At 63.9% G+C, this 26,238-nt stretch carries 23 protein-coding genes; 8 read left to right on the forward strand and 15 right to left on the reverse strand.

The window, feature by feature from the left end; all coding sequences use genetic code 11:
• The first annotated feature begins 36 nt into the window (after positions 1-36).
• Positions 37-276: an RNA chaperone Hfq gene (gene hfq / locus AC2FM3_RS00270; protein WP_005982826.1), complete on the forward strand. Its 240-nt coding sequence runs from the start codon at positions 37-39 to the stop codon at positions 274-276.
• The gene (hflX, locus tag AC2FM3_RS00275; RefSeq protein WP_496678106.1) at positions 276-1,547 is read left to right on the forward strand and encodes a GTPase HflX; all 1,272 of its coding nucleotides are present in this window, start codon (positions 276-278) and stop codon (positions 1,545-1,547) included. The genes hfq and hflX overlap by 1 nt, the downstream gene beginning before the upstream one ends.
• 3 nt (positions 1,548-1,550) lie before the next feature.
• Here the strand turns inward: hflX and AC2FM3_RS00280 are convergent, their stop codons facing one another.
• The 4 genes from AC2FM3_RS00280 to hemB form a co-directional block, all read right to left on the reverse strand.
• The gene (locus AC2FM3_RS00280) at positions 1,551-1,946 is read right to left on the reverse strand and encodes an SgcJ/EcaC family oxidoreductase (RefSeq protein WP_496678108.1); all 396 of its coding nucleotides are present in this window, start codon (positions 1,944-1,946) and stop codon (positions 1,551-1,553) included.
• 108 nt (positions 1,947-2,054) lie between these two features.
• Positions 2,055-4,517, reverse strand: coding sequence for a penicillin acylase family protein (locus AC2FM3_RS00285; RefSeq protein ID WP_496678110.1), 2,463 nt, complete (start codon positions 4,515-4,517; stop codon positions 2,055-2,057).
• A gap of 159 nt (positions 4,518-4,676) precedes the next feature.
• Complete coding sequence (locus tag AC2FM3_RS00290; RefSeq protein ID WP_496678111.1) at positions 4,677-5,249, reverse strand: lipid-binding SYLF domain-containing protein; 573 nt, start codon at positions 5,247-5,249, stop codon at positions 4,677-4,679.
• 144 nt (positions 5,250-5,393) lie between these two features.
• A complete protein-coding gene (gene hemB, locus AC2FM3_RS00295) occupies positions 5,394-6,392 on the reverse strand; it encodes a porphobilinogen synthase (RefSeq protein ID WP_496678113.1) in 999 nt (332 codons plus the stop codon).
• 119 nt (positions 6,393-6,511) lie between these two features.
• Between hemB and AC2FM3_RS00300 the strand changes: the two genes are divergently transcribed.
• The gene (locus AC2FM3_RS00300) at positions 6,512-7,036 is read left to right on the forward strand and encodes a component of SufBCD complex (RefSeq protein ID WP_496678116.1); all 525 of its coding nucleotides are present in this window, start codon (positions 6,512-6,514) and stop codon (positions 7,034-7,036) included.
• A 21-nt stretch (positions 7,037-7,057) separates the two neighbouring features.
• Entirely contained in the window at positions 7,058-10,516 is a 3,459-nt protein-coding gene (mfd, locus tag AC2FM3_RS00305; RefSeq protein ID WP_496678119.1) for a transcription-repair coupling factor, read from the forward strand.
• A 9-nt stretch (positions 10,517-10,525) separates the two neighbouring features.
• Here mfd and AC2FM3_RS00310 read toward each other — a convergent pair whose 3' ends face one another.
• The 5 genes from AC2FM3_RS00310 to AC2FM3_RS00330 form a co-directional block, all read right to left on the reverse strand.
• On the reverse strand, positions 10,526-11,203 hold the full coding sequence (locus AC2FM3_RS00310; RefSeq protein ID WP_496678121.1) for an SH3 domain-containing protein: 678 nt from the start codon (positions 11,201-11,203) through the stop codon (positions 10,526-10,528).
• Positions 11,200-12,864, reverse strand: coding sequence for a tetratricopeptide repeat protein (locus AC2FM3_RS00315; RefSeq protein ID WP_496678123.1), 1,665 nt, complete (start codon positions 12,862-12,864; stop codon positions 11,200-11,202). The genes AC2FM3_RS00310 and AC2FM3_RS00315 overlap by 4 nt, the downstream gene beginning before the upstream one ends.
• 56 nt (positions 12,865-12,920) lie before the next feature.
• Positions 12,921-14,129 (reverse strand): multidrug effflux MFS transporter, encoded by a 1,209-nt coding sequence (locus AC2FM3_RS00320; RefSeq protein ID WP_496678126.1) that lies wholly within the window; start codon positions 14,127-14,129, stop codon positions 12,921-12,923.
• A 76-nt stretch (positions 14,130-14,205) separates the two neighbouring features.
• Complete coding sequence (locus tag AC2FM3_RS00325; RefSeq protein ID WP_496678128.1) at positions 14,206-14,865, reverse strand: DsbA family oxidoreductase; 660 nt, start codon at positions 14,863-14,865, stop codon at positions 14,206-14,208.
• Complete coding sequence (locus tag AC2FM3_RS00330; RefSeq protein WP_496678130.1) at positions 14,862-16,379, reverse strand: class I adenylate-forming enzyme family protein; 1,518 nt, start codon at positions 16,377-16,379, stop codon at positions 14,862-14,864. Before AC2FM3_RS00330 ends, AC2FM3_RS00325 begins: the two co-directional genes overlap by 4 nt.
• A gap of 65 nt (positions 16,380-16,444) precedes the next feature.
• Here AC2FM3_RS00330 and AC2FM3_RS00335 point away from each other — a divergent pair, with 65 nt between their 5' ends.
• Positions 16,445-17,068 (forward strand): helix-turn-helix domain-containing protein, encoded by a 624-nt coding sequence (locus AC2FM3_RS00335; protein ID WP_496678132.1) that lies wholly within the window; start codon positions 16,445-16,447, stop codon positions 17,066-17,068.
• On the opposite strand, the gene AC2FM3_RS00340 is transcribed toward AC2FM3_RS00335, so the two are convergent.
• Entirely contained in the window at positions 17,065-17,292 is a 228-nt protein-coding gene (locus AC2FM3_RS00340; protein ID WP_496678133.1) for a hypothetical protein, read from the reverse strand. The two genes, AC2FM3_RS00335 and AC2FM3_RS00340, sit on opposite strands and share 4 nt — an antisense overlap.
• A gap of 457 nt (positions 17,293-17,749) precedes the next feature.
• Positions 17,750-19,576 (reverse strand): extracellular solute-binding protein, encoded by a 1,827-nt coding sequence (locus AC2FM3_RS00345; protein WP_496678135.1) that lies wholly within the window; start codon positions 19,574-19,576, stop codon positions 17,750-17,752.
• Positions 19,577-19,890: 314 nt separating this feature from the next.
• Here AC2FM3_RS00345 and AC2FM3_RS00350 point away from each other — a divergent pair, with 314 nt between their 5' ends.
• Together AC2FM3_RS00350 and AC2FM3_RS00355 are read left to right on the forward strand one after the other, a co-directional pair.
• Positions 19,891-20,664, forward strand: coding sequence for a 3-hydroxybutyrate dehydrogenase (locus AC2FM3_RS00350; protein WP_496678138.1), 774 nt, complete (start codon positions 19,891-19,893; stop codon positions 20,662-20,664).
• Between the two features lie 28 nt (positions 20,665-20,692).
• Positions 20,693-21,721: a patatin-like phospholipase family protein gene (locus tag AC2FM3_RS00355; RefSeq protein WP_496678139.1), complete on the forward strand. Its 1,029-nt coding sequence runs from the start codon at positions 20,693-20,695 to the stop codon at positions 21,719-21,721.
• Here the strand turns inward: AC2FM3_RS00355 and AC2FM3_RS00360 are convergent, their stop codons facing one another.
• From AC2FM3_RS00360 to AC2FM3_RS00370, 3 genes are all read right to left on the reverse strand, one after another.
• Positions 21,722-22,399 (reverse strand): DUF502 domain-containing protein, encoded by a 678-nt coding sequence (locus tag AC2FM3_RS00360; RefSeq protein ID WP_149774457.1) that lies wholly within the window; start codon positions 22,397-22,399, stop codon positions 21,722-21,724.
• A gap of 70 nt (positions 22,400-22,469) precedes the next feature.
• Positions 22,470-23,384: a pseudouridine-5'-phosphate glycosidase gene (locus AC2FM3_RS00365; RefSeq protein WP_496678142.1), complete on the reverse strand. Its 915-nt coding sequence runs from the start codon at positions 23,382-23,384 to the stop codon at positions 22,470-22,472.
• Positions 23,381-24,274, reverse strand: coding sequence for a PfkB family carbohydrate kinase (locus AC2FM3_RS00370; RefSeq protein WP_496678357.1), 894 nt, complete (start codon positions 24,272-24,274; stop codon positions 23,381-23,383). Before AC2FM3_RS00370 ends, AC2FM3_RS00365 begins: the two co-directional genes overlap by 4 nt.
• 143 nt (positions 24,275-24,417) lie before the next feature.
• Here AC2FM3_RS00370 and AC2FM3_RS00375 point away from each other — a divergent pair, with 143 nt between their 5' ends.
• On the forward strand, positions 24,418-25,560 hold the full coding sequence (locus AC2FM3_RS00375; RefSeq protein ID WP_496678144.1) for a HupE/UreJ family protein: 1,143 nt from the start codon (positions 24,418-24,420) through the stop codon (positions 25,558-25,560).
• Here the strand turns inward: AC2FM3_RS00375 and AC2FM3_RS00380 are convergent.
• Complete coding sequence (locus AC2FM3_RS00380; RefSeq protein WP_496678145.1) at positions 25,557-26,177, reverse strand: thiamine phosphate synthase; 621 nt, start codon at positions 26,175-26,177, stop codon at positions 25,557-25,559. The two genes, AC2FM3_RS00375 and AC2FM3_RS00380, sit on opposite strands and share 4 nt — an antisense overlap.
• Between the last annotated feature and the right edge of the window lie 61 nt (positions 26,178-26,238).

The raw sequence follows: 26,238 nt of genomic DNA on the forward strand, positions 1-26,238 counted from the left end.
AGCGCGTAAGCAAGAACAACGGCGAGATAACAAAATATGGCTTCGGACAGACAGAATCTTCAGGATGCCTTCCTGAACAATGTACGGAAAGCAAAGGTTCCCGTTACGATTTTCCTGATCAACGGCGTGAAATTGCAGGGTGTCATCACCTGGTTCGACAATTTCTGCGTGCTGCTGCGCCGCGACGGACAGTCGCAGCTTGTCTACAAGCACGCGATCTCGACCATCATGCCCTCACAGCCGATCAACCTGTATGAGGGCGAAGACGCCTCTTGATGGAACATGACCGGAGGCGCACCCGGGCTTGGGTGCTGCATCCCGATATCAAGTCAGATGACCAGCGCCGTGATCCCGGTCCGGCGCTGGAAGAGGCGGTGGCACTGGCTGCCGCTTTGCCCAATCTGGATGTGATCGGGTCCGAGATCGTGCGCCTGCCGCGGGCGCAGCCCGGCCTGCTGTTCGGCAGCGGCAAGATCGAGGAACTGGGCGCGCGTTTTGCTGAAAACGAAATCGAGCTGGTCCTGATCGACGGGCCGGTCACGCCGGTTCAGCAGCGCAATCTGGAGAAGGCTTGGAAGGTCAAGATTCTCGACCGAACGGGGTTGATCCTTGAGATCTTCTCGGACCGCGCCCGCACGCGTGAGGGCGTGTTGCAGGTCGAGATGGCCGCGCTCAGCTATCAGCGCACGCGACTGGTGCGGGCTTGGACCCACCTGGAACGTCAGCGCGGTGGGCTGGGCTTTGTCGGTGGACCGGGGGAAACCCAGATCGAGGCCGACCGTCGTGCGATCGACGATCAATTGGTGCGCTTGCGCCGTCAGTTGCAGAAGGTCGTGAAGACACGGACGCTCCACCGGGCCGCGCGGGCCAAGGTTCCCTATCCGATCGTGGCGCTGGTCGGCTACACCAACGCGGGCAAATCCACGCTGTTCAACCGCCTGACCGGGGCCGAAGTCATGGCCAAGGACATGCTGTTTGCCACGCTGGACCCGACCATGCGCCGGATCGAACTGCCCGACGGGCCCGAGGTGATCTTGTCGGACACGGTGGGATTCATCTCGAACCTGCCGACCGAACTGGTCGCGGCCTTCCGCGCCACGCTCGAGGAGGTTCTGGCCGCCGACCTGATCGTGCATGTGCGCGACATCAGTCATGCCGAGACCGAGGAGCAGGCCGAGGATGTGCGCACGATCATGGCCTCGCTGGGTGTGGACGATACCCGCCCTCAGCTTGAAGTCTGGAATAAGATCGACCTGCTGTCCGATGAAGACCGGCAAGCCGTGCAGGCGCGGGCCGGGCGCGATCCGGCGGTGTTCCCGATCTCGGCCGTGACCGGCGAGGGGATCGATCCGCTGCTGACCGAGATTGCCACGATCCTGCAGGGCGTGCGCCGGGAAGAGGTTCTGAAACTGGGGTTTGCCGACGGCAACAAACGCGCCTGGCTGTTCCGGCAGGACGTGGTGCGCGGGGAAAAACAGACTGAGAACGGGTTCGAGATCACCGTTCTGTGGACCGACAAGCAGGCCAATCAGTTCGCGGGCCTCTGACGCTCAGGCCCCGTTGATCTGGCGCTGATGGTCGTCGGCATCGAACCAGCCCGACGACGACTGGATTTTGTAATCTGCATCCAGCTCCCATTCTTCCCAGCCGCGTGTGATGACTGCATTGCCGGTCCGGGCATGATGCCCTTCAAGGGTCCAGACGAAAATGGCGTGGGGACCGGCCCATCGCAGCATATCGCAGCGCACCTCAAGATCGGGAAAGTCGGTATGAAAACCGCGCGCCATGTCCGCTATGGCCGCGCGCCCGACGATGGGGTCGCCGCGATTGATCGTGATCTGCCCATCCGACGTAAAGAATTCGGCTACGGCATCGGCGTCACCCGAGCTCCAGGCGATGGCATAGTCGCGGGCAAGATTGTTCAGGGTATCGCGCAAACTGGCCATTATTTTCCCCCTCGCGCTACGGTCTGGGCGCTCCGGAATGGTAGGCCAAGCCACGGGGCCACGTCCACGGGGCGGCAAAAAAGGGGCGGGGGTCCGCCGAAACCTCGCCTATTGCGGCATCAGGTGGGTGGTCCCGACGGCGGCGGCGCGGGCGAGATCCAGGTCCAGCGACATCGGAATGTACTCACCCCGGCGCCACAGTTGCGCTTGATCGTCATAGTAGCGCGACAGGAAGTGGCCCGATTGCCCTGTGGCCGTGATGAAGACCGAGTTGTCGGGGTCGGCAAAGTCATAGACTCCGCGATAGCCCGCACCGTGCACGTTCTGAAACGGATCCGGCCCTTCGCCCGAGGTGCGCCCGCGCAGCAAGGTGTTGTCGCCGCCGCTGGTCGATTGGCGGATGTTAACGAAATAGCGCAGCACTGGAACCTCGCCCAGCACCGGGTGGTCATGGGTGGCTTGGTGGGCATCGCCCCAGCGCAGGGATTCCAGTTGGCTGCCATAGCGCTCTGAAATCCAGACCAGCGCGTCGTCCAAAGCCAGCCGGGCCATGTCGGTGCAGGTTTCCACCGGTGCGCTCTGCCGGACGTCGCACCAGGCCGAGGCCCCGTCGATGTCGCGGAAGACGCGTTCGATGAACAAGGGCTCGACATGCTTGAATTCCTTGGCCAGTGGCCCGAGGTCATCGGCGATTAGGCGGTTTTGCAGCGCGCGGACCCAGGCCGCATAGATCAGCGGCTCGGGCAGGTGCTCGTTCATTTCACCGTTCCATTCGGCTAGCAGGGTCAAGGCAATCTGGCGCTGGCGTTCGGGGGTGCCTTCAGGCGCGGCCTTGCCGGTAAACCACAGGTCGGCACCGATCAACGGCAGCAGTGACCGCGCGGTAAAGCTGACCGTGTCCAGTTGCGCCTCGATGAAGCTGTCGCGGGTGTGCACCTCGCGCGATTGCATCAGGTATTCCCAGCGGTGGACTCGCTGCGTATCGCCCCATTCATAGGACACATGCAGGGGGAAGGGCCGGTCGATGATCTTGTTGTTGGTGTTGCCCAGAACGCCGCCGGCCGGAGCCACAAATTCGGGGTTGTCGGAATAGGGCAGACGGCCCTGCCAGCGGTTTGCCGCGATCCAGCCCGGGGTCGGGATGCGCCCGAGGCTCTGGTTGTTAAGGTCGCGGCTTGGCATTGCGCCGATGAGTTTCATGCCGACGGTCATCTTGTCGACCACCGACAGGTTCTGGGACGGCGCGATGTACTTCTCGGCCGCATCGATGGCTTCGCCAACGTTGTCCGCGTTCATTAGGGCCATCGAGGCGCTAATCGAGGTGTCGCGCGGGCTGAGCGCCGTCCAGGACAGCGAAGCCACATGGCCCGGCGGCGTGATGGTTTCCAGGTTGTAATGCGTGCCGGGCAAGACGGGGCCGTTCTCGGTCCAGCGCAGAGTCAGGGTGATCGGCGGCGCGCCCTTGATTTCGATGATCGAGGGGCGCGTCTTGAAGCGTTTGTAGCCGTCGGGCGTCAGGTATTCCTCGGGGTTGTCGGGGTTGATCTTTTCGATATGCACGTCCTGATCGTCGAGGTAGGACGAGGTCAGCCCCCATCCCAACCGGTCGCTGCGTCCGGACATAACCGCCGGAATGCCGGGGATGGTTGCGCCGATGACGCCGCCTTTGGCCAGTTCCAGCCGCGCCAGATACCAGATCCCCGGCGCGGTCAGGCCCAGATGCGGATCGTTGGCCAACAGGGTGCCGCCGCTGGCCGAGCGAGACGGCGCAGCAGACCAGGCATTCGACGCCCCCGCCAAACCGCGTTCGGGAAAGGGTGACAGTGGTGAATCCGGCATGTCTGTCCCTTGGGCATAGCGTGGCATGCCGGGAAAAAGCGCGGAATATTCCGGCAGCGCGGCGATACCGTCACCGGGCACGTCGGGCAGGATATCGGCCAGACGCGCGGGATCGTTCAACATCAGCGATACGCGCGCGCGAAGCACCTCGTCGGCTAGGTGGCCGGACAATTGCACCGCCATGAGCTTGATCAGGGCAATGCTGTCGCCGGGTTGCCAGGGGGCCACGGGAGCGTCGAACAGGAACATTTCGGGCGCGCCACGACCCAAGGCGCGGTCGTTGATCTCGTTGAGGCGCGCGTTCACCCCGGCCGCATAGGCGCGCAGGGCAGCCTTGGTATAGTCGTCCTGAACCTCCAAGGACCGATGCGCCAGCGTGTACAGGTCCAGCCGCCGCATCAGCTTGTCGATCTGGACGGTGCGCGGGCCGAACAGTTCGGACAGGCGTCCCTGGACGGTGCGGCGCATGACGGTCATCTGCCACAGCCGGTCCTGCGCGTGGGCGTAGCCAAGACCGAAAAAGACGTCGGGGTCGGACTGGCCCAGGATGTGCGGCACGTTGGCGTTGTCGCGCACGATCTCGACCGGTGCCGACAGGCCCTTGACCTCCAGCGTCTGGTCATAGTCGGGAAGGGATTGGCTGGCTAGGTAATAGACAAGCCCGATCGCGGCCACCGCCAGAACAACCAGCCCCGAGGCGATCCGCAACAACCAGCGAAAGACTAGACCCATCAGCAGCGCCCCAAATCAACCCATCCAATCGCGGCGGAGGTTAAATCATGCCGCCGCCGACCAAAAGAGCCCGCCCCCGGAAAATACCGGCTGGAAATGAAAAACCCTGCCGTCACGCCGCGCGGAGGGCAGGGTTGGGGCCCGGTCCTGTTCGGATGATCACGGGATGATGCGCGTGTATTTGACGCCTTCTACGGTGGCGCCGATCTGCAGCCCGGCCTGACCGAAGACGGCAGCGAGAACCGGTTTGCGCAGGGTGGTCAGATCGGCCGACAGCTGGTCGCCCTCGTCGCTGATCACATAGCCGATATCGGCGCCCGCGGTCCAACCGCTCGAGCGGCGGAACTCGTTCAGTGCGTCCTGGGTCATGAAGAACAGAACATGCGCATATTGCTGGGCGCCGATCTGCAGCCCCGCCGTTCCCTTGACGGACGAGTAGTAATCGACCGTGGCACCGTTGATGCGCAGCGCGCCGCGACCATAGCCGCCGCCAAAGACGAATCCGGCCTCGGTGATCAGCGGCATGACCAGCATACCGTTGGCTTTGTTGGCGATTTCGACCGTGTTGGGATACCGGGCGAACATCTCGTTCAGCGTGGCATCGACGCGGGCGTCGATCGTGGCCGCGTTCGAATTGCCGACGCCGTTGCCGCAAGCGGCGGTCAGGGTCAGTCCGGCCATGCCGAAGGCAAAGCCGCGACGGCTCAGTCGTGGTGTGTTGGAACTGCTCATGTTTCTTTTTCTCTGTCGATGTGCCTGAAAAGCCGGGTGGTCCCGGTCTTGTGTGCAAGAATACGCCGAACGGCGTGGGGTGTCACGGGAAAACCGGCAGACCAAGGCCGGCTGATCGGCGAAAAATCGCGGAGTCCCGTGGGATTAGCCTTGCAGCAGCTTGGCGACCTGCGGCGCGAAATAGGTCAGGATGCCGTCGCAACCCGCGCGTTTGAAGGCCAGCAGGCTTTCCAGCATCACCTTGTCGCCGTCGATCCAACCGTTCTGCGCTGCGGCCTGGATCATCGCGTATTCACCCGACACCTGATAGGCATAGGTGGGTGCGCCGAACGTGTCCTTGACCCTCCGGCAGATGTCCAGATAGGGCATCCCTGGCTTGATCATCACCATGTCGGCGCCCTCAGTCAGGTCGCGCTGGATCAGGCGCAGCGCCTCGTTCGAGTTGGCCGGGTCCATCTGATACGTCTTCTTGTCGCCGGTGAGCGCGCCCGAAGCCCCCACCGCATCACGGAAAGGTCCGTAGAAGGCGCTGGCATATTTCGCGGCATAGCTGAGGATCATGACGTCGTGATGGCCGGCGGCCTCGAGCGCCTGACGCATCGCGCCAACCCGGCCGTCCATCATGTCAGACGGGCCGATGATGTCGGCTCCGGCCTCGGCCTGGGCCAGCGTCATCTTGACCAGCGCCTCGACGGTTTCGTCATTCACGATCTTGTCGTCCACTACGTATCCGTCGTGGCCGTTGATGTTGTAAGGGTCCAGCGCCACGTCGGTCATCACGGCGATTTCGGGCGCGGCCTGCTTGATCGCGCGGATGGCGCGGTTCGACAGGTTGTCGGGGTTCCACGCCTCGGCGCAATCCTGCGTCTTGAGGCTGGGATCGGTGTAGGGAAACAGGCAGATCGCCGGGATGCCCATCGCTTGTGCCTCGGCAGCGGCCCCGGCGATCAAGTCGACCGAACGGCGTACCACGCCGGGCATCGAGGGCACGGGTTCTTCAATGCCCTCGCCGTCGCGCACGAAGACCGGCCAGATCAGGTCATCAACGAACAGGGTGTTTTCGCGCACCAGGCCCCTGATCGCCTCGGACTGGCGGGCGCGGCGAAAGCGGCCGTGGGGGTAGGGAGCGATTGTCGGTTTCATGGCGCGTTCTCCTTGAACAGTCGCGCATTGGGTGGCATGAATTCGCGCAGGTCTCAAGGGTACCAATGGCCGCGCCGTTGCGATAGAACCGCCTGAGAATTTTGAAAAAAGGACCGAGTTTGGACTGGTACTCCACGATCTTCGAGCTCATCGACATGCGCAGCTTTTCGAATCTGTGGTACTGGATTGCGCTTGCGGTCCTGTGGTCGACGGCCAGCCATTGGGTGCTGGGGGTTCCCTATGATCTGGTCGTGCGTGCCCGCCGCGTCGGAGGCCAAGCCGAGGTTGACCTGCTGGACATCGTGCGGATCAACACCAATCGAATTCTCTATGTGGCCGAAGTTTCGGGCGTCATTCTTCTGACATTGTGCTGCTTCCTGTTCGCCGGGCTGGCCACGCTAGGGTTCTACTATCAGGTCGAGTTCGCACAGGCCGTGTTTCTGCTGTTGTTCCCGATGGTTCTTGTCGGCGCAAACAGCCTGCGGGTGGCCCGGAACCTGCGGCGGCAGGACTTAACGGTTGAAGGTGTATCCAAGGCATTGCACCGGTGCCGGCTGGCAACCCAGATCATCGGTATGCTGGCGATACTGGTCACTTCGATGTGGGGCATGTATCAGAACTTTTCGATCGGCGTTCTGGGATAGAAAATTCGGAAAGGCGAGGCGATGAAGGCTCCGAACCACGTGACAGTCGGCGGCGCCCCCGAGGGGTTCGACGCGCAGTTGGTGCTGAACGAGGTCGCCCGCTCGGGCGGGCCGGTTCTGCATGTGGCGCGCGACGACAAACGTGCCGAGGCGATGCGCGCGGCGCTGCGATTCTTTGCGCCCGACATGCCCGTGATCCTGTTTCCCGGCTGGGATTGCCTGCCCTATGACCGGGTATCGCCCAACCCCGACATTGCGGCAGCGCGGGTGGCGACCCTGGCGGCGCTGGTGCATCAGATGCCCGAACGCTTTGTTCTGCTGACCACGCTGAACGCTGCCACCCAGCGCGTGCCAGCGCGCGACGTGCTGCGGCAGGCGGCGTTTACCGCACGGGTCGGACAACGCATCGACGAGGCCGCGTTGCGTGACTTTCTGGTGCGGATGGGGTTCAGCCAAAGCCCCACGGTGATGGAACCCGGCGACTATGCCGTGCGCGGCGGGATCATCGACATCTTCCCGCCGGGCGAGGCAGGGCCAGTGCGGCTGGACCTGTTCGGTGACGTGCTGGACGGCGCGCGCCGGTTCGATCCGGCCACCCAGCGCACCACAGAAAAGCTCGATCTGGTCGAATTGGCCCCGGTCTCCGAGGTGATACTGGACGAAGCCGCCATCACCCGGTTCCGTCAGAACTATCGCATCGAATTCGGTGCGGCCGGTACGGATGATCCGCTGTACGAAGCGGTCAGCGCCGGACGCAAGCATCAGGGCATGGAGCACTGGCTGCCCCTGTTCCACGAAAAGCTGGAAACGTTGTTCGACTACCTTCCGGGCGCGACGATCACGCTGGACGATCAGGTCACGCCCGCGCGTCTGGCCCGGTGGGACAGCATCGCCGATCAATACGAAACCCGGCGCCTGGCGCTCGAGAACCGCTCGCGCATGGATTCGGTCTATAAACCCACGCCGCCGGGTCGTCTGTATCTGGACGACGCCGCCTGGACCCAGGCGGTGGCGCAGCGGCGGGTGCTGCAGTTCAGCCCCCTGCCGCAGGCCAGCGGCCCCGGGGTGATCGACGCGGGCGGTCGGATCGGGCGCAACTTTGCCCCCGAGCGGCAGCAGGAAAGCATCAGCCTGTTCGGCGCGCTGGCCAGCCACATCAAGAACAAGCTGGAGAAGGGGCCGGTGCTGGTCGCCTCGTATTCCGAGGGCGCGCGCGAACGCCTAACCGGGTTGATCGAGGATGAGGGCTTGGCCGAGGCAATTCCTGTGACCGACGGCTCGCGCATCGGCAAACGCGGCCTGCACCTGGCAGTCTGGGCGCTGGAGCATGGCTTCGAGACGCCCGACATGACGGTGATTTCGGAACAGGACGTGCTGGGCGACCGGCTGATCCGCCAACCCAAGAAACGCCGCAAGGCCGAGAATTTCCTGACCGAGACCCAGTCACTCAGCCCCGGCGATCTGGTCGTGCATGTCGATCACGGCATCGGCCGGTACATGGGCATGGAGGTCGTGACCGCCCTGGGCGCCGCGCATGAATGCCTGCTGCTGGAATATGCTGAAGGCGCCAAGCTGTACCTTCCGGTCGAAAACATCGAGCTGCTGTCGAAATACGGGCACGAGGAAGGCTTGCTCGACAAGCTGGGCGGTGGTGCGTGGCAGGCCAAGAAGGCCAAGCTCAAGGAACGCATCCGCGAGATGGCCGACCGGCTGATCCGCATCGCGGCCGAACGCGCCCTGCGCAAGGCCCCGATCATGGACCCGCCTCCCCACGCCTGGGAGGAGTTCAGTGCCCGCTTCCCTTATCAAGAGACCGAGGATCAACTGCGCGCCATCGCCGACGTGATGGAGGACCTGCACTCGGGCACGCCGATGGATCGCCTGATCTGCGGCGACGTGGGCTTTGGCAAGACCGAGGTCGCCATGCGCGCGGCCTTTGTTGCGGCTATGTCCGGGCTGCAGGTGGCGGTGATCGCGCCCACAACATTGCTGGCGCGTCAGCACGCCGCCAGCTTCAAGGAACGGTTCCGGGGCTTCCCGCTGGAAGTCCGGCAATTGTCACGTTTCGTCTCGGCCAAAGAGGCGCAACAGACCCGCGAAGGGTTGGCCAAGGGGACGGTCGATATCGTGATCGGCACCCATGCGCTGCTGGCCAAGGGCATCCGGTTCCAGAACCTCGGGCTGTTGATCATCGACGAAGAGCAGCATTTCGGCGTGGCCCACAAGGAAAGGCTCAAGCAACTGCGCTCGGACGTGCATGTGCTGACGCTGACCGCGACGCCGATCCCGCGCACCCTGCAACTGAGCCTGACCGGGGTGCGCGACCTGTCGATCATCGGCACACCGCCCGTCGATCGCCTGGCGATCCGCACCTATGTCAGCGAGTTCGATGCCGTCACCATCCGCGAGGCGCTGCTGCGCGAGCACTATCGCGGCGGGCAGAGTTTCTATGTGGTGCCGCGCATCTCGGACCTGCCCGAGATCGAGGAGTTTCTGAAAGAACAGCTGCCGGAGCTGACCTATGTGGTGGCCCATGGCCAGATGGCGGCGGGTGAGCTGGACGACAGGATGAATGCCTTTTACGACGGCAAGTATGACATTCTGCTGGCCACCACGATCGTGGAAAGCGGGCTGGACATTCCCACCGCAAACACGATGGTGGTGCACCGGGCCGACATGTTCGGGCTGGCGCAGCTCTATCAGATCCGGGGCCGGGTGGGGCGGTCCAAGACCCGCGCCTACGCCTATCTGACCACCAAGCCGCGCGCACGTCTGACCCCGGCCGCCGAAAAGCGCCTGCGGGTTCTGGGCTCGCTCGATACGCTGGGGGCCGGGTTCACGCTGGCCAGCCAGGACCTGGACATTCGCGGCGCGGGCAACCTGCTGGGCGAGGAACAGTCGGGCCAGATGCGCGACGTGGGGTATGAACTCTACCAATCGATGCTGGAAGAGGCGATTGCCAAGATCAAGGCCGGCGAGATGGAGGGGCTGAGCGAAGCCGACGACCAGTGGGCGCCGCAGATCAACCTGGGCGTTCCGGTGCTGATCCCCGAAGACTATGTGCCCGATCTGGACGTGCGGCTGGGCCTCTATCGCCGTCTGTCGTCGCTGTCGACCAAGGTCGAGCTGGAGGGCTTTGCCGCCGAGTTGATCGACCGGTTTGGCCCGCTGCCGAAAGAGGTGAACACGCTGCTGTTGGTGGTGCGGATCAAGGCGATGTGCAAACGCGCGGGCATTGCCAAGCTGGACGGCGGACCCAAAGGGGCCACGATCCAGTTCCACAACGACAAGTTCGCCTCACCGCAAGGTTTGGTCGAGTTCATCCAGAACCAGCGCGGGCTGGCCAAGGTCAAGGACAACAAGATCGTGGTGCGGCGCGACTGGAAGAAGGACAGCGACAAGATCAAGGGCGCCTTTGCCATTGCCCGCGATCTGGCCGAGAAGGTGGCGGCTGAGAAAAAGAAGAAGGCCAACGCCTGAGGGCGCGGCCTAGTCCCCGGCCACGAATGTGCACAGCTGCCAGGCACCGCTGTCCGATTTCACGAAGGCAGCGCGATAGCCGACCATCGACCACAGGAAATCGGAATAGATATAGCCGCGGGTTCCGTCGGTCAGGATGACGCCCTGATATTCGGCCTCTTCCAGATATTCCGGCACGATCACCACCTCGTGGCTGATCAGGTCAAGAATGGGCGCGCCACGGTTGGGAGCCTGGCGCAGGGTGACATCCTGGCCGGTCACGAAATAGGCGGTGAACGGGTCCAGCGCCGCCGGCAGGGTGATGCGCCACTGGTGCGGCATCCAGAACTCGCCATCCTCGTCGAAATAGCCGGGCTGGGCCAGCGTGGTCTCGAGGTCGCGCCAGTAGTCCTCGCGGATCGTGGCGGCGTGGCGGCGGTCGGATTCGGGCAGGGTCTCGGGATCGACCGTCAGGTTGGCGCGGAACGTCTCGGGGCCGTCCGGGTCGCCGTGGCTGGTATAGATCTCGGGGCAGGTGGCGGCCATAACGCCCTCCAGGTCGCGGTCGGCGACCTTGGCGCGCAGCTCCGCACGGAAGGCTTCAAGCGCCGGGTCGTTGCTGGCCTCGTCCACAGGCGGAAAGGTCTGACGGTCGGCCCAGGCGGGCCCGCAGAACAGTGCGACCAGCGCAGCGTTCAACAGTTTCATTCAGCGGCTCTCATCGCGGCCTGGGCGCAGAAGCATGAGGCGCCGACGCTGTGGTCGGCCCGCGCCAGGGCCAGGTCAAGTCGTTGTCGGATGAGCTGCAATTCCTCTCGCGCGCCGCGCGCCTTGAGGCAATCGTGCAAGCCCTTGAGGCTCCAGACATTGTCGGGATGGATCGAGGCCCGGCCGAGGGTGCCGCCCAGCCCTAGATCCTCGCGATAGACGGCTTCGGCCTCAGCCACATGGCCCTGTTCGAACAGCAGCGCCCCCAGCGCGTGGCGGGTGGGCTGCATCCAGCCCCAAGGCTCGTCATAGGGCAGGTTGTCGTCCAACTCGACCGAGCGGCGCAGATGGGCGAAGGCCGTGTCGAAGTTGCCTTTGCGGTACTCGATCTCGCCCCGCAGCATCTCGCGCGCGATCTCCAGCAGGTCGATCACGCGGTTGTTGTGCAACAGGCGGGTTTCGGGCACCCGGTCCTTGGCGACCAGGAACAGCCGTTCTTCGGCTTCGGCCTCGGCCACGTCGCCCGTGGCGGCATGGGCGACTGCGCGGGCATAATGCGTGGTGGCCGTCACCGTCAGGTACAGGTCGGGATCGGGGGGCAGGGGCAGAGCCTTGGCTTCCTCCCACCGGCCGAAACGGATCAGGATATGCGGTCCCATGGCCATGTAGCTTTCGAAGTAATCCGCCATGGGCGGGCTTTCGATGCGCAGCATTTCCTCGGGCGTGGTGTCCCACAGGCCCTTGTTGGCGCGTAGGGCGGGCTCCATCTGACCCAGGAACAACGCGCCATAGATGACGAAGTGGTAATTGTGCTGGCGATAGCCGGTATAGATGTTGAAAGCGCCTTCGCGCTGGTAATATTTCAGATCGGCGATGACGGCCTGTTCGTTCCAGTGGACGACGTTCTGGTAGTGGCCGCACAGCACGTCGATATGGCTTGGCATGTGCACCAGATGCCCGGCATCCGGCACCAGCGTGCGCAGCACGTCACCGGCCTTCAGTGCCTTTTCCGGCGTGGGCGACATCTCCATCAGGTGTACGTAGAGGTGCAGCAGGCCCGGATGCGACATCGCCGCCGGATCATGGGCCATGGCCCATTCCAACGCCTCCTGCGCTTCAACCGTGGCGGCGCCCTCGGCGGGCTGGCCTGTCCTCAGGTCCCACATCTGCCAGGGGGTCAGGTTCAGCAATGACTCCACATAGATGGTGCGCAAGTCCAGATGATCGGGTCGGGCCGCGAAGGCGGCGCGCATGGCGTCGGCGAAGTCGTGGTCCCAGCGGTGCATGTCGGGCGCCGGGTCACGCTGGGGATAGCGGGCGGGCAGGGCGCGGATCAGTTCGCGTTCGACAGGCGTGCAGCGGTCCAGCAGGGCCAGTGCGCACTGGGTCGCGTCATAGGCGCAGGCCAGCGCCTTGGCTTTGCCCGCATCGTCCAGCAGCTCCCAGGGCAGGTTGTAGTTCGGCCCGGCGGCATAGGCCACGCCCCAATGGGCCATGGCGCAGTCCGGGTCATGCTCCAGCGCGCGTTGGAAACACACGACCGCCTCTTCGTGATTGTAGCCGTAGGTCCAGACAAGGCCCCGGTCGAACCACAGCTGCGCCTGATCCGAGGACGTGGTGACGGGGCAGCTATGCGTGCCCAGATCGTAATAGTCGCTCATTCCGGATTCCCCCCTGAATGGGGCGAGCCTAGCGCAGTTCAGGTGCGCTGCACAGGTCAGGCGGGAACGCGGTCTTCAATCCGGCCCATGTGGACCATCAGCCCGAAGGCCAGCACGCACATGGTCAGGATGCCGATGGTCAACGGCCCCAGCGTGCCGTCGAACAGCAGCCCAACCGGTGCGGCGATCGCGGCGGCCAGCACGGTCGAGATCGACCCGATGACCGAGGCCGCCATGCCGGCGATATGGCCCATCGGCTCCATCGCGATGGCATTTAGGTTGCCCATCGTGACGCCGGCCATGAAAAAGACCGTGGTCTGCCAGAACACGAACAGCGCAAACGAGGCCTGCGGCGACAGGTTCGACATATTGAGGGCAATCACCAGCGAGGTGATCAGGATCTGTCCAGCCAGTGCCCAGGTCACCATGCGGCGCATCCCCACGCGCACCACGACGGCCGCGTTCAGCAGGCTGGCCGAGCCGGACATCAGCGCCACGAACCCGAACCAGAAGGGGAAGCTGTCGGCGCGGTGGTGGATCACGTCATAGACCGGCTGCACCATGGTCAGCATCGTGAACAACATGCCCATGCAAAGGGTCTGAACAAAGATCGACAAGCGCACGGTGGGGTGGGCGAACATCTCTTTCACCGCACCGACCATCAGCGGCAGGCGGAACGGGCGGCGGTTTTCCGGGGCGAGGGACTCCGGCAGTCGGAACCCCATCCAGACAATGATCACCAGCGCGAACAGGATGAACGACATGAACACACCGCGCCAACCGGCGAAGGCGATCACGGCGGCACCGGCCATGGGTGCAATGGCGGGTACCAGTGTAAAGATCATCATCGCGATCGACACGATCCGCGCCATTTCCCGGCCCGAGAACAGATCACGGATGATGGCCATGGCCACGACACGCGGACCGGCGGCCCCCAGCCCCTGAGCCACCCGGGCGGCCAAAACCAGCTCCAGCGATGAACTGGCCCAGGCCACGGCCGATGCCAGAATATAGAGTGCCGCTCCGGCAAAGATCACCGGCCGGCGTCCGACCGCATCCGAGATCGGACCGGTGAAGAACGTGCCGATCCCCATGCCCAGAACAAAGCTGGTCAGGATCAGCTGCGCCCGGTTCACGTCATCAGGGCTGAGCTGCGCGCCGATCTCGGGCAGGGCAGGCAGCATTGAATCAATCGAAAATGCGATGGTGGCAAACATCATCGCGATCAGCGCGATGAATTCGGCCCTGGAAATACGGTCAGCCATGCGGGGACTCCTTGCCCCAACGCGCTAACACGACAGGGCAAGGTGGGCTAGGTGCAACCGCGCACAGAACTCTGTGCTATTCTGCAGAGGAGGGCTCAAACTGAGACATGATTTCATCGATGACCTGCGCCCAAAGCTCGGGCGGCTGGGCGCCAGGTACTGCGTGCTGGTTGGCGACGATAAAGGTCGGCACCGAGTTCACCCCCATCTCGCGTGAATGGGCGTCGCGTTTGCGGATGTCGTCCCGGTCGGCGTCGGATTTCAACAGTTTCAGAACCACAGCGGCGTCCATGCCCACGCTGTCGGCGATGTCGGCCATCACCTCGTGGTCGCCGATGTCGCGGCCCTGCACGAAATAGGCGTCGAACAGCGCATCCACCACCTCGTTCTGCTTGCCTTCGATCCCGGCCCAGTGGATCAGGCGATGGGCGTCCAGCGTGTTCGGGGTGCGCTTCATGGCCTCGAAATTGATGTTCAGGCCGGCCTTTTCGGCATGCTCCACCACCGGCGCATAAGCTTTGACCGCACCTTCCTTGCCACCGAACTTGCGTTCCAGGTATTCGCGCCGGTCCATGCCGCCTTCGGGCATGTCGGGGTTCAGCTGGAACGGATGCCATTCAATCACGAACGGATGGTCCGGGACCGAGGCCAGTGCCTTGTCCAGGTTGGTCTTGCCGATATAGCACCACGGGCAGATCGGGTCGGACAGGATATCAAGCTTGACGGTCTGGGTCATTCGGAGGGTGCCTTGAAATAGGCCGGCAGTGCGCGGCGCAGGAGTTTTCCGTTGCCCCCGGTGGGCAGTTCGGGAAGATGGATGAAGGCGCGGGGTTGCTTGTAGCGCGCCAGGTTGGCCTCGACATAAGCGCGCAGGGCGGTTTCGTCCAGTTTTTCCGGCCCGGAATAAAAGGCAGCGATCACGAAGGTGTCCGGTTTGACCTCGACCGCCGACGCGCCGACCTGCGAGATTCCGGGAAAGCGTGACAGGACGGATTCGACCTCGACCGGAGATACCCGGTAGCCGCCGGCGTTCATCATGTCGTCGTCGCGCCCCAGATAGGTGATCTGCCCATCCACGGCCATCGCCCCTTGATCGCCGGTCAGGAACCAGTCGCCCTGCATGCGCGCGCGGGCCTCGTCCGGGGCGTTGAGGTATGTCAGCATCAGCCCCGGGTCCGAGCGGTGAATGGCGATGGTGCCTTCCTGTCCCTGCGGAACCGGTCCGTCAGGCCCCAGGATCGCCACGCGGCGCCCCGGTTGCGGCTGGCCCAGAGAGTCTCCGCGCGCAGGGTGGGATGGGCTCGATGAGATGAAGGTCGAGCATTCCGACATGCCGTAAGCCTCGTACAGCTCTGTCCCGGTGGCCTGAACCCAGCGTTCGTGGAGGGCGCGCGACAGTTTCTCGCCGGCGCTCAGGCCGTGGCGCAGATCGGGCAGAGGCAGCGTGTCTGCCGCGTTCAGCATCTTGCGGTACACGCCGGGGGCGGCCGCAAAGATCGAGGCGCGGTGGCGGCGCAGCAACCCGGGCAGGGCTGCCGGGTCGGTTCCGGGTTCGGGGATCAGCGCAGTGGCGCCGATGGTCCACGGGTCCATCAGACCGGTGCCCAGCGTGTAGGTCCAGTTGAACGCGCCCGCGTGGCACAGGCGGTCGGCCTCGCGCAGACCGTACCAGCCATCGACCATCATCTGCCGCGCCCAGATCGCGCGATGCGCATGGGCCACGGCGCGTGGCTTGCCCGAGGTGCCTGAGGTGTAGACGATATAGGCCATGCGTTCCGGGTCGCCCATGTCGAACGACGCGGGCGGCAGGTCGCGCATGGCGGCAAGGTCGGTCAGGCCGATCTGCTGGGGATGCGCGGCACAGGCCACGGACGGATCGCGCAGAATGGCGGCTGGGGACAGTTCCCGGATCATCCGTTCCGTTTCTGGCTCGGTCAGTTGCGAGGATGTCGGCACCGGGATCAGACCGACTGCGATTGCCCCCAGATAGGCGATGGGAAAATCGACCGTATTGCCCAGGCGCATCAGCACGATGTCTCCGGGCACAAGGCCCGCGCGCAGCAGCCCGGTTCCGGTGCCCAGAACTGCGGATTTCAGCAGCGCATAGGACCAATCGTCCGAACCGTCGGCGCGCAGCACGGACAGAGCTACCTTGTCCGGCGTGGCATCGGCGCGCCGCAACACGTGGGCGGCCAGGTTGAATGGCGTAGGACAGGGCGGCGGTGGCCCTTGATCAAAGATTGACAACATGCGCCTTGGCTATTGCCCTTTGTCACGCGTTGCAAGCGCGCGGCGCTGGCCCTATAGAATGACGCATGACGAGCAAAGACCACAAATCCATCGTACGCATCGCCCGCGACAACGGCACCCAGTCCGAGCCCGAGCCGGTCGATCTGGGCGCACGCGTGCGCGAGCTGCGCAAGGCGCGCAACTGGACGCTGGAACAGGCGGCCAATCAGGCCGGGCTGGCGCGCTCGACCCTGTCCAAGATCGAAAACGGCCAGATGTCGCCCACCTATGATGCGCTGAAAAAGCTGGCGACAGGACTTGAGATTTCGGTGCCGCAGCTGTTCACCCCGCCCGAGCGCGATCAGGTCATCGGCCGCATGGCGGTGACGCGAAACGGGCAGGGCACCGCCCATGCCACCACGACCTATGAACACGAGCTGCTGGCCGAGACGCTGACGAAAAAGCAGATGCTGCCCTATCGTGCGCGCGTGCGGGCGCGGTCGATGGACGAGTTCGATGGCTGGGTGCGTCACGACGGCGAAGAGTTCCTGTATGTGCTCACCGGCGTAATCCGCCTGTATACCGAGTTCTACGAGCCAGTCGAAATGCGCCGGGGCGACAGCGCCTATTACGACGGCAGCATGGGTCACAACGTGATCTCGGTCAGCGAGGAAGACGCGACCATCCTGTGGGTCACGTCGCTGGCCTAGCTGCGGGCCAGCTCGCGGTTCAGTCCTTCGGTGAACAGGAAGTCTTCGACTTCTTCATGGGCCTCGGTCATCGTCAGGTGATGACGTTCGGCCAGATAGGCCTCGAACCGTTTTCTGTCGGCCCTGACGCGCGCCATATCCTGGTCGCGCAGGTTCGGAAAACGGCGCTTGGCGCGGGCATAGGTCGCGCTCCAGTCTTGTGTCAAATCAGTCCAGTTCAACATCTGTGAGCCTCCCGCGGTTCGGGTTTCAGGACTGCTCTTCCCCAGATCAGCGTAAGGAGGAGGTGATGCTATGTAAGACATGACAAAATGTCGCAGTTCGTCTCGCGCTGTGTACAGCCGGGCGTGAGCAGGACAACGGAGCTTGGGCACGGCATCGACCCCGTCTGAAACGATCGGCCTCAATCGTCGGCCCGCGCCTGCAAACTCTTTTCATGTCGTGCATTTTCCTAAAAGAAGCTGCGATAACTAACCGGGCTTTCGTGCAAGCTGTTCCAATATTTGGGGGTGCGTTCGATCGCAGCCGCTTGATCTGCCGTCCAACCCGGTATGCGGTCGGACGTGCCCGGGCCGGGTCATTATCTTGTGGTTGGGCGATGTGCCGTTTTTCGCCGATCTTCCGCTGGCGCACTCAAGTCTGAATCCGCCCGCAGGGTCAACCGCCCCTGCGGGCCGTGAGTCAGTCCTCGTACCACCAGACGTCGGGCATGAATTGCGGGCCGTCGCCATAGATCGGCAGAATTTCAGGGTGCCGCATCTGCCTGACATGGGCGATACGGCCCACGTCAAAGCTCCAGATCGGAATGACGTAGCGGCCCGCCGTCAGAACCCGGTCCAGCGCGCGGGTGGCGGCCACGAAATCCTCGCGGCTCTCCGAGGCCAGCATCGCGTCAATTAGCCCGTCGACGGCGGGCGAGGCTACGCCCATCAGGTTGCGTGTGCCCGGCGTGTCGGCGCCTTCGCTGCCCCAGTACAGGCGCTGTTCATTGCCCGGCGACAGCGACAGCGCGCGGCGAAACGGGGTCATGTCGAAATCCAACTCGGAAATGCGTTGGGTGTATTGGGCGTCATCCACCTTGTCGACGGTCAGCTCGATCCCCAGCCGTTCCAGCGCTCGGGCATAGATCTCGGCGATGGCGTCGACGTTCTGCACCACGTTCAGGCCGCCTTGGCTGATGATCAGGTTCACCTTGAACGGCTGGCCTTCGGCGTTGCGGAGCACCCCGTCCTGGATGGTCCAGCCGGCCTGTTCCAGCAGGTCGGCCGCCTTGCGGATGTCACTTCGGTTGCGGACCGAGGCGTCGCCCTTGGGCAGATCATACCCTTCCAGCGCACCGGGGGGCAGATCATCGGCATAGGGCTGCAACAACTCGGCCACGCGCCCTTTGGCCGGCCCGGGCTGCATGGCCAGGTCGGACCCCGAGAAATACGAGGTGATCCGCGGCTGTGCCCCGCCGGTGAAGGTGCCGTTGATGTATTCGAAGTTGAAGGCGAGGATCAGCGCCTCGCGCACGCGCCAGTCGTCGAACGGCGCGCGTCGGGTATTCATGACCAGCCCGGTCATCCCCGACGGTTTCTTGTGCGGGATCTCGGTTGTGACGATGTCGCCCCGCTGGACGGCAGGGAAATCGTACTGCGTGGTCCATTTGTCGGCGTTGAATTCGCGGATGGCCGACAACTTGCCGGCCTTGAAAGCCTCGAACAGAACGGTCTGATCGCCGTAGAATTCGATCCGCATCTCGTCGAAATTCATCGTGCCGCGCCGGAAAGGGACATCCTTGCCCCAATAGTCGGGGTTGCGCTTGAAATTCACGAAACGCCCGGCTTCGTAGTCGTCGATCACGTAAGGGCCGGTGCCGATGGGAATGTCCTGCAGGGGTGCCTCGGCGAAATCCTTGCCCTCCCACTGGGCCTTTTTCAGGATCGGACGCAGGCCCGCGATCAGGGCCAACTCGCGGTCGGGCTCGTTGAAGGTGATCCGCACCGAGCGCGGCCCGGTCTGGTCGATGCTGTCGATCTTGGACCAAAGACCGCGATAGCGCAGGTGCCCCTGGGTGCCGAGCGTCTCGTAGGACCAGATCACGTCCTCGACCGTGACCGGGGATCCGTCCGAGAATCGGGCATTCTCGCGCAGGGTGAATTCGACCCAAGATCGGTCGGGCGCGGTGTCGATTGATTCGGCCAGAAGCCCGTAAAGTGTGAATGGTTCGTCCCAGGACCGGCCCATCAACCCCTCGTGCGTCCAAAATCTCAGCTGCCAGGGGGCGGTGCCTTTTTGCACGAACGGGTTCAAACTGTTAAAGCCGCCGGTGTTGCCGAACACGACCTTGCCGCCCTTGGGCGCATCCGGGTTGGCATAGGGCAGAGACACAAAATCCGGTGGTAGGGCAGGGTCGCCATACATAGCTATGCCATGGGCCGAATCTGCGAGCGCTGACGTCACGGAAAGCGCGGCGGTGATTCCCGCGATCACAGGGCGAAGCGGGCGAAGAAAATCGGGGCTCATTTTGGAAACAATCCTGCTCTGGCCTTATTTTGTTGGGATTCACCGTACCGATGATTTTTCTTATTTTCAAACTTTTAGCTTGGATGACGGCGCGGAATTGCTTATAAAGGTTGCACTGCTCGATAGGTTTCTTGCCTGTATGAAACCTGCCTCAATAACTTAACGCCCGCTTCGTGCGGGCGTTTTTTTCTGCCTCGAGCTCCGAGTTTCCCGCCCATAGATCGACCGTATCCGCAAACGGGTCTTTCCCCGTTTATTTTGCAGGTGCAGCATGGCACTGTGTCTCCAAATCATGAATCTGTGGGAGACCCCAAATGAACCTGTCGGGAAAAACTGCAATCATTACCGGATCGAATTCGGGCATCGGGTTGGGCATCGCGCGCGAATTGGCCAAGGCGGGGGCCGACGTGGTTCTGAACTCGTTCACCGACCGCGATGAAGATCACGCACTGGCCGCCGAGATCAGCAAGGAAACCGGAACCACGGCGCGCTACATTAAGGCCGACATGTCCAAGGGCGAGGAATGCCGGGCGTTGGTCGAACAGGCCGGAGCCTGCGATATACTGGTCAACAACGCAGGCATTCAGCACGTGGCACCGATCGACCAGTTTCCGGTCGAGAAATGGGACGCGATCATCGCCATCAACATGAACTCGGCCTTTCACACGACGGCGGCGGCGCTGCCGATGATGCGCAAGGCCGGGTGGGGGCGGATCGTCAACATCGCCTCGGCGCATGGGCTGACGGCGTCGCCCTACAAGGCGGCTTATGTGGCGGCCAAGCATGGGGTCGTGGGCATGACCAAGACCGTTGCGCTTGAAACCGCGCAGGAGCCGATCACCTGCAACGCCATCTGTCCGGGCTATGTGCTGACGCCGCTGGTCGAGGCGCAGATCCCCGACACGATGAAGGAATACAACATGAGCCGCGAGGACGTAATCAAGAACGTCATGCTCGAACGGCAACCCTCGAAAGAGTTCGCGACCGTCGAACAACTTGGTGGAACCACCGTGTTCCTGTGCTCGGACGCGGCGGCCCAAATCACCGGCACCACGATCTCGGTCGACGGCGGCTGGACCGCGCTGTGATCCGCGGCGCGCGCTGGGGCCGGCGGAAATGGTAAAGCGCATCAACCTCGCCCTGCAGGGTGGCGGCGCGCATGGCGCCTTTACTTGGGGCGTGCTGGACCGTCTGCTGGACGACGAAGACATCGAGGTTGCGGCGATCACCGGAACCTCGGCCGGGGCGCTGAACGGGGCTGCGTTCAAGGCCGGCATTGTTCATGCCGGTCGCGATGGCGCGCGCGAGACCCTGAACGCCCTATGGGAGCGGATGGGCGCGGTGGGCGACATGCGCATCGCCAACTGGCTGGCCGGGATGGAGCCCGCCCAGATCGCGCAGGCGATGGAGTATTCCGTGCCGTTCGCGGTGGCCGATACCTGGTCGCGGATGGTGTCGCCCTATGCCTATGGGCCGTTCTACCGCAATCCGCTGGCCCCAGTGGTCGAGGCCTTTGATTTTGGCGAGGTCTGCGCCGATCAGGGGCCGCGTCTGTTCGTCTGCGCCACCTGCGTGCGCAGCGGCAAGATCCGGGTGTTCACGGGCGATGAGGTGACGACCGAAGCGATCCTCGCCTCGGCCTGCCTGCCGAACCTTTTCCAGGCCGTTGAAATTTACGACCCCGAAAGCGGCCGGACCGAAGCCTATTGGGATGGCGGCTATACCGGCAACCCGGCGCTGTTCCCTCTGTTCAACGCGGGTCTGCCCAAGGATGTGGTGATCGTGAACATCAACCCGCTGGAGCGCGACGAGGTTCCGAAGACCCCGCAGCAGATCCAGAACCGGATCAACGAGATCAGCTTCAACTCGTCCCTTCTGCGCGAATTGCGGGCGATCAACTTCGTGCAGCGCCTGCTGGCCGAGGGCAAGTTGAAAGCGGGCGAGATGAGCCGTGTCTTCGTGCACATGATTGCCGATGACGCCCTGATGAACAGCCTGTCGGTTGCGACAAAGACGGTGCCAAACCCGGTGGTTCTGCACAGCCTGAAACAGGCGGGACGGGCCGCGGCCGACCGGTTTCTGGCTGATCACGAACCCGATCTGGGTGCACGCAGCACCGTCGATCTGCCCGCGATGTTCGGCTGATCACTCGGGCGGCTGTGTGGGGTCTTTCTGGTTCGGATAGACCAACCCGGCCGAGATCACCAGCTTGGCGGCATCCTCGATCGTCATGTCCAGCAGGATCACGTCTTCCTCGGGGAAGAACAGCAGAAAACCCGAAGTCGGGTTCGGCGTGGTCGGGATGAACACGCTCAGCAGGCCGCCGCCGGTTTCGGCGCGTTTGTTGATCTCGCCCTTGGCCTCGGTCGAGACGAAGCCGATGGCCCAGATGCCCCGGCGGGGATACTGCACCAGGCAGGCCTTCTCGAATGACCGCTCGGTCTGGGCAAAGACGGTTTCCGAGATCTGCTTGATCCCGGAATAGATCGACCGGACGACGGGCATCCGGTTGACCAGGCTTTCGGCAAAATGGATCAGTGACCGACCCAAAATACCTTTGGCGATCCAGCCGACCAGAACCGTGAAGATCAGGAAGAACAGTACGCCTACACCGCGCAGGTTGATGCCTACATATTGTTCAGGGCGGAACTGGTGCGGGATCAGGGGCAGAACCGCGCTGTCGATCCAGCCGACCACCGACAGGATCAACCACAGCGTCAGCCAGACTGGTGCGATGACGACGATACCCGTCAGAAACGACGCGCGTAGCCGCGACAGCAGGCCGGGGCGGCGGTGGGGTTCTTCATCAAACGGTGTGTTCATCGCGGTTCCGAGCGGTTTGCCGGATTAGTTAATCAGTCCGGCGCCTTGGTACAATAGGTCCGATTGGCGTTCAGTCCGCCTGAACCTTCAAAGCCTTGGCGATGCCAGCCGCAAGGCGCGCATTGTTGCGCACCAGGGCGATGTTGGCGATCAGGGATCGGCCCTCGGTCCGCTCGTAGATGCGCTGCAGCAGATAGGGCGTGACGGCTTTGCCGGTGATGCGGTGTGCTTCAGCGTCCTGCTGCGCCGAGGCGATAATCGGGTCCAGTTCCTCGGATGGGATCTGATCGGCCTGCGGGATCGGGTTAGCCACCAGTTGCCCGCCGGGCAGACCCAGCGCGCGGCGCGTCGCATGGGCCTTGGCGATCTGCTCGGCCGTATCCATCCGCAGGGGCGCGGCAAAGGGCGACTTGGCCGACCAAAAAGCCGGGAATTCATCCTGCCCATGGGCGATGACCGGCACGCCCAGCGTTTCCAGTACCTCGAGCGTTTTAGCCAGATCAAGGATCGCCTTGGCCCCGGCGGCCACGACCGTGACCGGGGTCTGCGCCAGTTCGTGCAGGTCGGCCGAGATGTCAAAGCTGGTTTCCGCACCACGGTGCACCCCGCCGATGCCGCCGGTGGCAAAGACCTCGATCCCCGCAAAATGGGCGGCGATCATCGTGGCGGCCACGGTGGTGGCCCCGGTGCCGCCCGAAGCGATGCAGGCCGCCATGTCCGCGCGCGAGATCTTGGCCACACCCTGCGCCTGTCCCAGATCCTTCAGCTGATCGGGTTCCAGCCCCACATGCAGCCGGCCGTCAATCACTGCGATCGTGGCAGGAACGGCACCCGCGTCGCGGATGTCCTGCTCGACCTGGGCCGCCACCTCGATGTTCTGCGGGTAGGGCATGCCGTGGGTGATGATGGTGCTTTCCAGGGCAACGATGGGGGTTTCGTCGTCCTTGGCCGCGCGCACTTCGGCGGAATACTGGATGTCGATCACAGGGGGGTCTCTCCGGATACATAGGTTGCGGCGGCATGCAAGGCGCGGGTCAGCGCCTCGTCGATCCTCGCGCCATTGGCTTCGGCGGCGATATGGGCCGCCATGAACGTGTCGCCTGCGCCGGTCACGCGCGTGACCAGAACCGACGGGGGTTTCTGGGTGATCACCGCTTCGGCACTGGCCACGGTGGCCGAGTTGCCCCCGTCGGTCACCAGCGCACGCAGCGCGCCCCTGTCCAGCAGCGCGCGGGCGGCGGTTTCGGAATCGTCGAACTCGCGCTGGCACAGCAGCCCGGCTTCCTCGAGGTTCACATACAGCGTGGCCCGGCCGTGCTTGAGGAAAGGCAGCAGCCGCTCGGCCTTGCCGGGCGACGCCGGGGCCACGCGCAGGTCGGCACGGGCGAAGGCCGGGCTGACGGCGATTTCTTCCAGAAGGTCCAGCGTCAGGTTGCCGTCCAGCGCGATCTGGCCCTCGAACGGGGTGTTTTCATACCCCAGCGGGCCATGGATCAGCGGGCGCAGGATCTTGGCACCGGCAGCCTCGAGAGAATGGGCGTCGGCGATAGCGGCGATCAGGCCGTTTGCGCCTTCGACCGCCATGTAACGGTCGGTGGGCAGGTCTTGCGAGCGGTAGACATGGGTCGTGTCCATGCCCAGCCGCTTGCAGGCGTGAACCAGCTCGTCGCCCTCGGGGTCGCTGCCGATGGCGGTCAAAAGGGTCGGTGTCATGCCGAAGCGCACAAGCGTCATGGCGATGTTCATCGCCACGCCACCGGGCAGGCGCGTGATGCGGCCGGGCACATCCGAACCCTGCCGCATGTGGCTGGCGGATCGTCCGATCACGTCCCACAGGACGGACCCGATACACAGGATGTCAGAATTCCGAGTCATGTCCTCGTCATGCCGCAGGGTCGCCATGGGCGCAAGCCGGAAGGGTGCGGAAACGGGCCGCCCTGACCAATCGGGCTTGTCAAACGCCTGTATCCCGGAAACACTCGGGGCCAGTGCTTAGATTTATTTCTGGATCCTTCGGGATGGTTTTGATCATTCGCTTGCTGGCGGTTCTTTGGCACCATTTTCGGCCTATCCGTTACCTTTGTGCTTTTCTTGTTCTGGCCGGGCCGGTTGCGGCGCAAGGCGCAGGCCGGTCCGTCGTGGAGTTTCAGGTCAAAGGCGACCGGGTGCTTGTGGAAATCATCCTGAATGCCGAGGCGTTGCTGGCCGGGCTTGACCCGCAGACCGTGGCGCAGGGGGGCGGCAGCGCCGACTATGCACGGTTACGCCGCTTGCCTTCCTCGGAATTGGAACCTTTGCTGCACGCGCGTGTGGCGGTGTGGAAAAACGCTCTGACGATCGATGCGAACGGCCCGGTCGAACTGTCCTACGAGGGTGCGCGTATTCCTGTGGTGGGCGATTCCGACAAACCCAGGCTGTCTCGGGTGTTGCTGGTCGGTACATTGCCGCCCGGGGCGACCGAGGTGCGCCTGACCTGGCCTGCCGGGTTCGGCCCGGTAGTTCTCAGGCAGACGGGCGTCGACGCACCCTATACCGGGTTGCTGGAGGGGGGCGAGACCAGCCCCGCCATTCCCTTGCGCGGCGGAGCAGGGATGGGGCCACGACAGACTGCCGAGACCTTCTTTCGGCAAGGCGTGGCACGGATTTGGCAAGATAAGGGGCAGCTTCTGGCATTGGCCTTGGTGCTGGTTTTTCTAAACCTGCGGGTGCGCCCCCTTCTGGCGCAATTCGCCGCCCTGGCGCTGGGTGTTCTGCTGGCGCAGCCGCTGGGATTGTCCCGCCTGCTTCGGTTCGGGGACGAGGCGTATTGGCTGGCGGTCGCCGGGGCCATCGTCATTCTGGCGACATGGAATCTGATCGGGTCGCGGGCCGGTGCGTTGCGGTTGGGGGCGGTTTTCCTGACCGGCGCGATACTTGGCTTGGGCCTGTCGCACGAACTGATCCGGTTGGGGGTTCCACCCCTTCACGTCGTGCCGGCCCTGCTGGGCTATTCGGGCGGGGTCTTGCTGGGAATCGCGGGTGTCGCCGGACTTGCATATGCCGCAGTGACCGTGTTGCTGCCCGATGTACCCCGGTTGCGGGGACGCATTTCGACCGTCGCATCGCTGATGCTGGCGGGTCTGGGTCTCTACTGGGTCGCGCTGCCGGTCCTGCCGCTTTAGCGCATCGGCGCCAGCAGGGTGTCGAGCGCGCGCAGCGGGTCGTCGTCGCCCCAGATCTCGTCACCGACCCCGAAAAAATCGGTGCAGGGCGCGAGGTCAGCCACCAATTCGGGCGCCAAGCCGCCTTCGGCGACCACCGGAACCTCGATCATCTCGGACCACCATTGGAACAGGTCGCGTTCCGCGCGGGCTCCTTTGCCCAGAGACATATCTCCCACGGGTCCGAAGGCCACATAGTCGGCCCCGGCTTCGCCCGCGGTCATCCCGTCATGGCGCGAGGTTCCGCAGAAGCTGCCTACGATGGCATCCGCCCCCAACTCCTTGCGCGCGGCCCGGACCGAGCGGGCCGCATCGTCCAGATGCACCCCGTCCAGCCCCAGCCGTTGCGCCAGCAGGACATGGTTCGAGATCACCAGCGCCACGTCGCGCGCATGGGCCACCTCGCGGCAGGCGTCGGCCGCGCGGGCGATGGCGTCCTCGTCGCTGCCGGCCAGCGCCAGCCGGATGCAGGCGATCTCGGTCCCGTCCAGAACGCGGGCCAGCCGGTCGGGGAAGGTGGCCGGGTCGATGGTCGGCGGGGTGATCAGATAGATCTGAGGCTGCTCGGGGGTGTCCATTGGCGGATCCTTCGCGGTTGGTCTTTGGCGCGGTTTAGCCGATTGCGGCGGGGAAGCAAAC

This window comes from Ruegeria sp. BHSB172 (assembly GCF_059613165.1).